Here is an 11,574-nt window from a genome sequence, read left to right as displayed (position 1 = left end):
GCCGATGATTGCTCATCGGCGGGCTTTTTATTTGGCGCTAACGCTTATATGGCGCCACGCTGACGCAACAGCTCCAGCACTTGCTTGACGCTTTCTTCCAGACTCAGCGACTGCGTGTCGATCACCAGGTCGGCGTTGAGCGGCACGTCGTAGGGGAAGGATTCGCCAGGGATATTGTCGCCGCCAGCGGCATACAGACCTTGCGGATCACGTTCGGCGCATACGGTTGGCGAGGCCTGCACGTAGACCGTCAGCAAGCGATCCTTGCCGATCAGTTCCTTGGCCTGCTCGCGACCTTCGGCGCTCGGCGCAACGAAGGCGGCCAATGTCAGCAGGCCCGCTTCGTTGAACTGACGCGCCACGTGTGCAGCACGACGCCAGTTCTCGGTGCGACCGGCGCGATCCTGTGGCAGACCTTTGTTCAGATCGTGACGCAGGTTCTGGCCATCCAGTACAAACACCGCACGGCCCATGTCGAACAGCTTGCGCTCGACCGCATACGCCAGGGTGCTTTTACCCGCACCGGACAGGCCGCTGAACAGCACGGTGGCCGGTTGCTGGCCGAAGCGCTGGGCACGTTCTTCAGTTGCCACGTGAGCCAGTTTGCCGTGGTGCGTGGCGGTGCCATGAGCCACTGGCTGAGCGACGATCATGCCGGCGCCAACGGTGCCGTTGGTCAGGCGATCGATGACAATGAATGCGCCGGTGGTGCGGTTGCTTTCGTAACCGTCGAGGGCGATCGGTGCATCGAGTGCGATCTTCACCTTGCCGATTTCGTTGAGCTGCAACGCGCTCGCCGGGCCTTCTTCCAAAGTGTTGACGTCGACCTTGTTGACGATGCTGGCAATCGAGCCCGGCACGTAACTGGTGGCGCGTTTGATGTCGTATTTCTTGCCCGGCAGCATCGGCTCTTCGGCCATCCACACCAGCATCGCTTCAAAGCTGTCGGTGACCGGCGGCACGTTGTCGGCATGCACCAGCAGGTCGCCACGGGAGATATCGATTTCGTCTTCCATGGTCAGCGTCACCGCCTGACCGGGACCTGCGTGTTCCAGCTCACCTTCGAACGTGACGATGGACTTCACCCGGCTGCTCTTGCCGGACGGCAGCACCACGACTTCGTCGCCCTTGTGCACGATGCCGCTGGCCAGGGTGCCGGCGAAACCACGGAAGTTCAGGTTCGGACGGTTGACGTACTGCACCGGGAAACGCAGGTCGGTGAAATTGCGATCGCCCGCCACTTCCACGGTCTCGAGAATTTCCATCAGCGACTGGCCGGTGTACCACGGCGAGCGTTCGGACTTGTTCACCACGTTGTCGCCCTTGAGGGCAGACATCGGCACGAAGTGCATGCTGGTCGGCTTCATCTTCAAGCCTTCGGCGAACTTCAGGTAGTCGGCCTTGATCGACTCGAACACGCCTTCATCGAAGTCCTTCAGGTCCATCTTGTTGATGGCGACGACGATGTGTTTGATGCCCAGCAACGAAGCGATGAAGCTGTGGCGACGGGTCTGGGTCTGCACGCCGTAACGGGCATCGACCAGAATGATCGCCAGGTCACAGGTGGATGCACCGGTGGCCATGTTGCGGGTGTACTGCTCATGGCCGGGGGTGTCGGCGATGATGAATTTGCGTTTGGCGGTAGAGAAATAGCGGTAGGCCACATCAATGGTGATGCCCTGCTCACGCTCGGCCTGCAGACCGTCGACCAGCAACGCCAGGTCGATGTCGTCACCGGTAGTGCCGGATTTCTTCGAGTCGCGGGTAATCGCTTCGAGGTGATCTTCGTAGATCATCTTCGAGTCGTGCAGCAGGCGCCCGATCAGGGTGCTCTTGCCGTCGTCGACGTTACCGCAGGTCAAAAAGCGCAGCAGCTCTTTACGTTCGTGCTGGCCCAGGTAGGCGAGGATGTCCTCGCTGATCAAATCAGATGCGTGCGACATGACAACCCCTTAGAAATAACCCTGACGTTTTTTGTCTTCCATCGAGCCTGCGCCATCGTGGTCGATGACCCGGCCCTGGCGCTCGGAAGTTCGCGTCAGGAGCATTTCCTGAATGATGTCCGTGAGGCTTTCGGCCTCGGACTCCACCGCGCCCGTCAACGGGTAGCAGCCCAGGGTGCGGAACCGCACTTTCTTTTTCACGATGCGCGCTTTGTCTTCGTCGGACAGGTGTTCAAGGATGCGCTCGTCGTCGATCATGATCAGCGTGCCGTTCTTCTCGATCACTTCGCGTTCGGCGGCAAAATACAGCGGCACGATCGGGATGCCTTCGAGGTAGATGTACTGCCAGATGTCCAGCTCGGTCCAGTTCGACAACGGGAATACACGGATGGATTCGCCCTTGTTGACCTTGCCGTTGTAGACGTTCCACAGTTCGGGACGCTGGTTTTTCGGGTCCCAGCGGTGCTTGCTGTCGCGGAACGAGTACACGCGCTCTTTAGCGCGGGACTTCTCTTCATCGCGACGGGCACCGCCGAAGGCTGCGTCGAAACCATGCTTGTCGAGTGCCTGCTTCAGGCCTTCGGTTTTCATGATGTCGGTGTGCTTGGCGCTGCCGTGGGTGAACGGGTTGATGTTCTGCGCCACGCCATCGGGGTTGATGTGGGTGATCAGGTCCAGGCCCAGTTCTTCGACCATCTTGTCGCGGAACTTGTACATCTCCTGGAATTTCCAGCGGGTGTCGACGTGCATCACCGGAAACGGCAGTTTGCCCGGGAAGAACGCCTTGCGTGCCAGGTGCAGCATCACGGCGGAGTCTTTACCGATGGAGTACAGCATCACCGGGTTATCGAACTCGGCGGCCACCTCGCGGATGATGTGGATGCTTTCCGCCTCCAGCTGTTTCAGATGCGTCAGTTTGTCGACCATGGCTACTCACGAAAGCTTTCTTATGAACGGCCAGCGGGCCGTGTTCGAGCGGGGAATCCTAGCACAGCGACCTCTTCTAATCAGGACGCCAACTAGATCGAAAGGGTATATGAATATGCCCACTCGTTTGGGCGCAAAGCCCCCTGTAGGAGTGAGCCTGCTCGCGATAGCGGTGAATCAGTCACAGCTATGTTGGATATGACAAAGCTATCGCGAGCAGGCTCACTCCTACAGGGGAAACGCGGTGTGTCAGATAGGGTTCGGGATGTCGATGAAGATGTGCTCAAGGGCAAAGCGCTTCGCCAGATAATCGCCCAGCGCCTGCACGCCATAGCGTTCGGTGGCGTGATGGCCGGCGGCGATGAAGCTGATGTCGTTTTCCCGCGCGCTGTGAAACGTCTGCTCGGAGGCCTCGCCACTGATGAACAGGTCGACCCCCGCCGCCACGCCCTGATCGATATAACCCTGGCCGCCGCCGGTGCACCAGCCGACGCGGCGGATCATGCCGCTGCCTTCGATCAACAGTGGCTCGCGGCCCATGACTTCCTGTACCTTGCGCGCGAAATCCCGGGCAGTCATCGGCTCATTCAGCGAACCCACCAGACCCACGACTTTCGGGTTGCCCGGGTCCAACGGCCCTTCGACAGTGATGTCGAGCTGACGCGCCAGTTGCACGTTGTTGCCGACGTCCGGGTGCAGATCCAGCGGCAGGTGATACGCCAGCAGACTGATGTCGTGCTTGAGCAGGGTTTTCAAGCGACGCTGTTTCATGCCGGTGACGCAGGGGTTTTCGCCTTTCCAGAAATACCCGTGGTGGACCAGGATCAGGTCGGCCTCGGCTTCCACGGCGGCGTCCAGTAAAGCCTGGCTGGCGGTGACGCCACTGACGATGCGCATCACCTGCGGGCGGCCTTCGACCTGCAAACCGTTGGGGCAATAATCGGCAATTTTCGCACTGGTCAGGTAACGGTCGGCTTCTTCGACGAGGGTGCTGAGGGCAACGGCCATGAAAGACTCCTAAATATCCCGTTCAGAGGCACGCGCGGCCTCGTATAATGCGCGACATTATGGGCGGTCTGACCTCGCCTGCAACCTTTCCAGGAACGTGCTTAATGCTCAAGGCGCTGCGTTTTTTTGGCTGGCCACTGTTGGCCGGTGTGCTTATCGCTCTGTTGATTATTCAGCGTTACCCCGAGTGGGTCGGGCTACCGAGCCTCGACGTCAATCTGCAACAGGCGCCACAGACAACGATCGTGCAACAGGGGCCGGTGTCCTATGCGGATGCGGTAGGTATCGCCGCACCGTCGGTGGTCAACCTGTACACCACCAAGGTCATCAACAAACCGGCGCATCCGTTGTTCGAGGATCCGCAGTTCCGCCGCTTCTTCGGTGACAACTCGCCGAAACAGAAGCGCATGGAATCGAGCCTCGGTTCCGGCGTGATCATGAGCCCGGAGGGCTATATCCTCACCAACAACCACGTCACCAGCGGCGCCGACCAGATTGTCGTGGCGCTCAAGGATGGTCGCGAGACGCTGGCACGGGTCATCGGCAGCGACCCGGAAACCGACCTCGCGGTGTTGAAAATCGACCTGAAAAACCTCCCGGCGATCACCGTCGGCCGCTCCGACAGCATTCGCATCGGCGACGTCGCGCTGGCCATCGGCAACCCGTTCGGCGTCGGCCAGACCGTGACCATGGGCATCATCAGCGCCACCGGGCGTAATCAGTTGGGCCTGAACAATTACGAAGACTTCATCCAGACCGACGCGGCGATCAACCCGGGCAACTCCGGCGGTGCGCTGGTCGATGCCAATGGCAACCTCACCGGCATCAACACGGCGATCTTCTCCAAGTCCGGCGGCTCGCAAGGCATCGGATTTGCGATTCCGGTGAAACTGGCGATGGAAGTCATGAAGTCGATCATCGAGCACGGTCAGGTGATCCGTGGCTGGCTGGGCATCGAAGTGCAACCGCTGACCCAGGAACTGGCCGAGTCGTTTGGCTTGTCCGGACGTCCGGGAATTGTCGTCGCGGGGATTTTCCGTGACGGCCCGGCGCAGAAAGCCGGCCTGCAGCTGGGCGATGTGATTCTGAGTATCGATGGCGAACCGGCCGGCGATGGTCGCCGTTCGATGAACCAGGTGGCGCGAATCAAACCGACTGACAAGGTGACGATCCAGGTCATGCGCAACGGCAAGGAGCTGAAGCTGAGCGCTGAAATCGGCCTGCGTCCACCGCCGGCACCAGTGAAAGAAAAAGAAGAGTAAAAATGTTTTCGCGCCAGCGGCGCGAATAACAGACATTCTCAACGGGCATGTTATATTGTTTCAATTCTGACAATTGGAACAACATAACATGTCGTCTCGAAAAAAGGCTTCGCTGCTGGGCCTGACCCTGGGTTTGCTCTGCGATCCCGCCTTCGCCGATGAACCGCAGCCCGTTGAGCTCGAAGCCATCAGCGTCACCTCCGACTATGAATCTCCTACCGGCCCGGTCAGCGGCTATCGCGCGACTCGCTCCGCCAGTGCGACCAAAACCGACACGGCGATTCGCGATATCCCGCAAGCCATCAGCGTAGTCCCGGCCAGCGTGCTTTCGGATCTGGGCAGCGCCAGCGTTGAACGCGCGCTGGATTTCGCTGGCGGGGTATCGAAACAGAACAACTTCGGCGGCCTGACCCTGTACGAATACAGCGTGCGCGGCTTCACCACGTCCGAGTTCTACAAGGATGGCTTCAGCGCGAATCGCGGCTACCCGAGCACGCCGGATGCGGCCAACATCGAACGCATCGAAGTGCTCAAAGGCCCGGCCGCCAGCCTCTACGGTCGAGGCGATCCCGGCGGCACGGTGAACATCGTCACCAAGAAACCCCAGCCGCAAGCGTTCACCACTCTACAAACCAGCGCCGGTAGTTGGGACCGCTATCGCACCGCGCTGGACGTCAATACGCCCCTCGATGAACAGGGCGACGTACTCTCGCGCATCAATCTCGCCGTCGAGGACAACCACAGCTTTCGCGATCACGTCGACAGCCAGCGGGTCTTCGTCGCACCCTCGATCAGTTGGCAGTTGAACCCGGACACCTCGCTGCTGGTGGAAAGCGAAATCGTTCGTCACAAGTCGACGTTCGATCGCGGCGTGGTGGCGCCAAACAATAAATGGAGCGGCGTATCGCGTTCGACGTTCCTGGGCGAACCCAACGACGGCAACATCGACAACCACAACAACCTGCTTCAGGCCACGCTTGAGCACCATCTGAACGACAATTGGAAATTGCGTCTGGCCAGCCACTACAAGGAAGGCAAGCTCTGGGGCGACGCCTCGGAACAACGCGCGCTGAACGCCGACGGCCACACGGTCAACCGCCGCTTGCGCGAACGCGATACGAATTGGCACGACAGCATCACCCAACTGGAACTGCGCGGTCTGTTCGACCTCGGCCCGTGGCAGCATGAATTGCTGGTGGGCACCGAGTACGAGAATTACCGCAAGGACGAACGCGTCACCACCGTCGCCGGCGGCCCCTACGCCATCGACATCTATAAGCCGGTCTACGGCCAGCCAAAACCCAACGGTGCGCGCTCGGGCACTGACTTCTTCGAACACGTCGAAAGCCATGCGTTGAACCTGCAGGACCAGATCATCTTCTCCGACAAGCTGCGCGGCATGCTCGGTGCGCGCTTCGAGCACTTCGATCAGCGCATCGACGACCACAGCCGTAACGCCAAGAGCCAGCAGCGCCACGACGCGCTGACCCAACGCGCCGGCGTGCTCTATCAACTCACGCCGAACACTGGCCTGTTCGCCAACGCCTCGACCTCGTTCAAACCGAACAACGGGCTGGATGCTTCGGGCAAATCCTTCGATCCGGAAGAAGGCGTCGGTTACGAAGTGGGGATCAAGAACGAATTGTTCGATGAGCGCGTGAGCAGCACCCTCGCCTTCTTTCACATCGACAAGGAAAACGTCCTCGCCCTCGATCCGGGCACCGACACCAGCCGCGCCATGGGCAAGGCGCGAAGCCGGGGTTTCGATTGGCAATTGAGCGGCCAGGTGACCGACGCGGTGCGGGTCATCGGCGCCTTCGCCTACATCGACGCCGAGGTGACCAAGGGTGACGCGACCATTCCCGCCGGCAGCCGCATCCTCGGCGTGGCCAAGCGCAGCGGCAGTCTGCTGGGTGTGTATGAATTTCAGGATGGCCGTCTGCGCGGTTCAGACGTCGGCGCAGCGTTCACTTACGTCGGCGATCGCTCGGGCGAGTCAGGCAGCGACTTTGAATTGCCGGCCTACCAAACCGTCGACCTGCTCGCGCACTACAAGGCCAGCGAGAACGTCACGGTCGGCCTGAACCTGAACAACATCTTCGACGAGAAATACTACGAGCGCTCCTACAGCAACTACTGGGTCAACCCCGGCGAACCGCGCAATTTCACCGTCAGCCTGACACTCAACCTGTAAAAGGACGTCACCATGCACTACGGCAAACCCCTTCTGCTCATCGCTGCGTTGTTCGCAGGCCAGGTTTCGGCCCACGGCCTGTGGACAGAGGAACGGCGCGGCAATATCGAAGTGATCTACGGCCACGGCGCCGAAGACAACGCCTTCAAGGCGCAGAAAATCAGCGGTGCCTGGGCTTATGACGCGGGCGGCAAGATGATCCCGGTCAGCGTCGAGCGCCTGGCTGATCATGCACGGCTGAAACCGTTGAAGCCGCCGGCAGTGATGGCCGTAGCGCTGAACAATGGCATGTGGTCGCAGACGGCGGACAAGAAGTGGATCAACGAAGGACGCAGCAAAGTGCCCGGCGCCACCGAGGCCACACAAACGTTCAAGTACAGCCTGGCGATTTATCAACCGGGGGCAAAGTTGCCGAAGCTGGATCAAATCAAACTGCTGATCCTGCCGGAGGTCGATCCGCTGACGGTAGGGCCGGGCAAATCGTTGCCGGTGCGGGTGTTGCTCGATGGCAAACCGGCGGCGGGCGTGAAGTTGTACGGCGACTATCGCAGCGCGCCGAATACGCTGAGCACCGAGACCGACACGGATGGGCGTGCGCAGGTGCTGGTGAGAAATGAGGGTTTGAATGTGATTGCGGCGCAGGTTGAGGTGCCGGTGAAGGACAGTGTGGATGTGGATAGTCGAGGGCTGTTCAGTTCACTGACGTTCCTTGGCGAGCCGCATCACGAATAAAAAGCTCCCCTCACCCCAGCCCTCTCCCGGGGGAGAGGGAGCCGACCGAGTTATCTTGCGGGATACATCGACCTGAAAGAGCGAGTCGATTATGGATTCGGTAAAGCAAATTCAGGTCGGCGTACCTCAGCAATATCCCCCGATCAGTCCCCTCTCCTTTTGGGAGAGGGTTAGGGTGAGGGGCTTTTTGCTTTTAGAGGTTGCCCAGTCCATCGATGAGTGCCTGATTCTGCTCCGTCGCACTAATCGAAATCCTGATCAACTGTGCGATGCCCTGCGATTAAAAGTGACGGCCACCTTCTCTCGTACAAGGTCATTGGACCGGCCTGCATGCAATGCAGAAGCGCCCTTCCCAATTACGACTTTCCGCTATATGAACAATAATAAAAAAATATAAAAACCTGTCAACTCTGACAGTTGCTGATTACCACCCAACACTTCACTTTATAACTATCTCCCCCACAAAACCCAGGGAAAGAACCATGACAAAAACAACCCCAACCACCAAAACTGCAGAAAACGACAAACTCGCTGAGTCAAGGGGCCATATTAAAGTCGAGTTTGGCCAGGATTCACCAGTTACCCTGAACTCCGTCCACTTAGGCCCTTTACCAGAGGGCGGTGGCATAATGCGGGGATCAGCACTCGAAAACGTTGAATCCAAAGATTTCATTCAACTCACTTACCCACTCAACACAATGATAGGTAGCCCGCAAAACTATACCTACCCAAATGATTTTGAACACATGGTCGCGGAGTGGACATACTACAAGGACGAAAAATACCATACTGCAAAATCAGGAAACCTGAAGATCACCATCGAGACTCTGGGCGAAACTGCTAAAGGCGAATATTCATTCAAAACCGAGAACGACATACAGATATCGGGAGACTTTTATTTGAGACCCCGAACTTTGAGTTAAACCATGCCAAAAGAATAAACTCCTGCTCTTGCGCAATACTCGCAAGAGCAGGAAGTCCAAAATCAATAGAGGGCGTCCGAAGTATTACAACCCTCGCAGGCCATCGATCAACGCCTGATTCTGCTCCGGCGTGCCAATCGAAATCCGCAGGAACTGCGCAATCCGCTCCTGTTTGAAGTGCCGTACGATCACGCCCTGCTCGCGCAGTTTCGCAGCCAGGCCCGCCGCATCATGCTGCGGGTGCCGGGCGAAGATGAAGTTGGCCGCCGACGGCAGGACTTCAAAGCCCTTGGCCTGCAATTGCGCAACGACCCAATCGCGACTCTCGATCACCTGACGACAGGTCTCGTCGAAATATTCGCGATCTTCAAACGCCGCCGCCGCACCTACAATCGCCAGACGATCCAGCGGATAGGAGTTGAAGCTGTTCTTGATCCGCTCCAGCGCCTCGATCAGATCCGGATGCCCTACCGCCAGACCGACACGCAGACCGGCCAGCGAGCGGGACTTGGACAATGTCTGTGTCACCAGCAGGTTCGGATAGCGGCCCACGAGACTGATCGCGGTTTCGCCGCCGAAGTCGATGTAGGCCTCATCCACCACGACCACCGAATCCGGGCTGGCCTTGAGGATTTGCTCGACGGCGTCCAGCGCCAGCAGGCAGCCGGTCGGGGCGTTCGGGTTGGGGAAAATGATCCCGCCGTTCGGCTTGGCGTAGTCCGCCGGGTTGATCTGGAATTGCGCATCCAGCGGCACCGCGTCGAACTCAATTCCATAGAGCCCACAATAGACCGGATAGAAGCTGTAGCTGATATCCGGGAAGAGCAGCGGCTGATCGTGTTGCAGCAGACCGTGGAAAATGTGCGCGAGCACTTCGTCCGAACCGTTGCCGAGGAACACCTGACTGGTTTGCACGCCGTAGTATTCGGCCACGGCGTTTTTCAGCAGATCACTGTTCGGGTCCGGGTACAGGCGCAGATTGTCGTTGAGCTCGGCTTGCATCGCCGCCAATGCTTTTGGCGACGGGCCGTAGGGGTTTTCGTTGGTGTTGAGCTTGACCAGTCTGGTCAGCTTCGGCTGTTCGCCCGGTACGTACGGCACCAGATCCTTGACGAACGGGCTCCAGAATTTACTCATGCTCATTCCCCCTGCTCTTTCAGAAAGTCTTCATCTTTGATGCGGTATTCGGCGCTACGGGCGTGGGCGCTCAGCGATTCGCCACGGGCCAGTACCGATGCAGTCTTGCCCAGCTCCGAAGCACCGGCCTCGGAGCAGAAGATGATCGAAGAACGTTTCTGGAAATCGTAGACACCCAGCGGCGAGGAGAAACGCGCAGTGCCCGAAGTCGGCAAGACGTGGTTCGGGCCGGCGCAGTAGTCGCCCAGCGCTTCGGAGGTGTGGCGGCCCATGAAGATCGCGCCAGCGTGACGGATCTGCGGCAGCCAGGCTTGCGGATCAGCGACCGACAACTCCAGGTGTTCCGGCGCGATGCGGTTGGCGACTTCGATGGCCTGGGCCATGTCGCTCACCTGGATCAGCGCGCCACGGCCATTGATCGAGGTCTCGATGATGGTTGCGCGGTCCATGGTCGGCAGCAGTTTGTCGATGCTCGCGGCGACCTTGTCGAGGAACTCGGCGTCGGGGCTGACCAGAATCGCTTGCGCGTCTTCATCGTGCTCGGCCTGGGAGAACAGGTCCATGGCGATCCAGTCCGGATCGGTCTGGCCATCGCAGACCACAAGGATTTCCGAAGGGCCGGCGATCATGTCGATGCCGACCTGGCCAAACACGTGACGCTTGGCGGTGGCGACGTAGATGTTGCCCGGGCCGACGACTTTGTCGACACGCGGCACGCTTTCAGTGCCGTACGCCAGCGCAGCAACCGCTTGCGCACCGCCGATGGTGAACACCCGGTCGACACCGGCGATGCAGGCAGCGGCCAGCACCAGTTCGTTGAGCTCACCGCGCGGGGTCGGCACGACCATGACCACTTCGGTCACGCCGGCAACCTTGGCCGGAATCGCATTCATCAACACCGATGACGGATACGACGCTTTGCCACCCGGCACATACAGGCCGGCACGATCCAGCGGCGTGACTTTCTGGCCGAGCACCGTGCCGTCGGCTTCGGTGTAGCTCCAGGAATCCTGCTTCTGCTTTTCGTGATAGCTGCGCACCCGGGCAGCGGCTTTTTCCAATGCTTCGCGCTGCGGCACCGTAATGCGGGTCAGGGCCAGTTCGAGGCGCTCGCGCGGCAGGATCAGGTCAGCCATCGAGGCGACTTCGAGGCCGTCGAACTTCTGGGTGAACTCGACCAGCGCCGCGTCACCGCGTTCGCGCACAGCCTTGATGATATCCAGCACGCGCTGATTGACCGAGTCGTCAGACACACTTTCCCAGCTCAGCAGATGATCCAGATGATGCGCGAAATCCGGGTCAGCAGCGTTGAGTCGGCGAATTGCAGTGGTTGCGGTCATAGCGAGAGCCTCATAGGAATGGCAAATAACTCAGGCGCCCGAAACTAGCATTCGATCCGCTTGGGCACCTGAGAATTCTGGCTATGAGGCGGATAGACGGCGCGGCCT

Annotated in this window: 9 protein-coding genes; 4 read left to right on the top strand and 5 right to left on the bottom strand. The window is 59.4% G+C overall.

Annotated elements, in window-relative coordinates; genetic code table 11:
• Window positions 1–44: 44 nt before the first annotated feature.
• From cysN to DCO47_RS09345, 3 genes are all read right to left on the bottom strand, one after another.
• Window positions 45–1,943, bottom strand: coding sequence for a sulfate adenylyltransferase subunit CysN (gene cysN, locus DCO47_RS09355; protein ID WP_083354229.1), 1,899 nt, complete (start codon window positions 1,941–1,943; stop codon window positions 45–47).
• A 9-nt stretch (window positions 1,944–1,952) separates the two neighbouring features.
• A complete protein-coding gene (gene cysD / locus DCO47_RS09350; protein ID WP_007912374.1) occupies window positions 1,953–2,870 on the bottom strand; it encodes a sulfate adenylyltransferase subunit CysD in 918 nt (305 codons plus the stop codon).
• A 249-nt stretch (window positions 2,871–3,119) separates the two neighbouring features.
• Window positions 3,120–3,878 (bottom strand): Nif3-like dinuclear metal center hexameric protein, encoded by a 759-nt coding sequence (locus DCO47_RS09345; RefSeq protein ID WP_116657969.1) that lies wholly within the window; start codon window positions 3,876–3,878, stop codon window positions 3,120–3,122.
• Window positions 3,879–3,982: 104 nt separating this feature from the next.
• Between DCO47_RS09345 and algW the strand changes: the two genes are divergently transcribed.
• The 4 genes from algW (at window position 3,983) to DCO47_RS09325 (ending at window position 8,989) form a co-directional block, all read left to right on the top strand.
• Window positions 3,983–5,140 carry a Do family serine endopeptidase AlgW gene (gene algW / locus DCO47_RS09340; RefSeq protein ID WP_042608743.1) on the top strand — a complete coding sequence of 386 codons (1,158 nt, stop codon included), beginning with the start codon at window positions 3,983–3,985 and terminating at the stop codon, window positions 5,138–5,140.
• Window positions 5,141–5,228: 88 nt separating this feature from the next.
• Window positions 5,229–7,334, top strand: a complete 2,106-nt coding sequence (locus tag DCO47_RS09335; RefSeq protein ID WP_116657968.1) for a TonB-dependent siderophore receptor — start codon at window positions 5,229–5,231, stop codon at window positions 7,332–7,334.
• Window positions 7,335–7,346: 12 nt separating this feature from the next.
• On the top strand, window positions 7,347–8,066 hold the full coding sequence (locus tag DCO47_RS09330; protein ID WP_065615793.1) for a DUF4198 domain-containing protein: 720 nt from the start codon (window positions 7,347–7,349) through the stop codon (window positions 8,064–8,066).
• Between the two features lie 482 nt (window positions 8,067–8,548).
• Window positions 8,549–8,989, top strand: a complete 441-nt coding sequence (locus tag DCO47_RS09325; protein ID WP_116657967.1) for a hypothetical protein — start codon at window positions 8,549–8,551, stop codon at window positions 8,987–8,989.
• 84 nt (window positions 8,990–9,073) lie between these two features.
• On the opposite strand, the gene hisC is transcribed toward DCO47_RS09325, so the two are convergent.
• Entirely contained in the window at window positions 9,074–10,126 is a 1,053-nt protein-coding gene (gene hisC, locus DCO47_RS09320; protein ID WP_116657970.1) for a histidinol-phosphate transaminase, read from the bottom strand.
• A 2-nt stretch (window positions 10,127–10,128) separates the two neighbouring features.
• On the bottom strand, window positions 10,129–11,466 hold the full coding sequence (gene hisD, locus DCO47_RS09315; RefSeq protein ID WP_042608748.1) for a histidinol dehydrogenase: 1,338 nt from the start codon (window positions 11,464–11,466) through the stop codon (window positions 10,129–10,131).
• Window positions 11,467–11,574 lie beyond the last annotated feature (108 nt).

This window comes from Pseudomonas sp. NDM (assembly GCF_003105095.1).
Taxonomy (GTDB): domain Bacteria; phylum Pseudomonadota; class Gammaproteobacteria; order Pseudomonadales; family Pseudomonadaceae; genus Aquipseudomonas; species Aquipseudomonas moraviensis_A.
The sequence above is the reverse complement of the archived record's forward strand: the minus strand, read 5'-3'. Positions and strand labels throughout refer to the sequence as shown.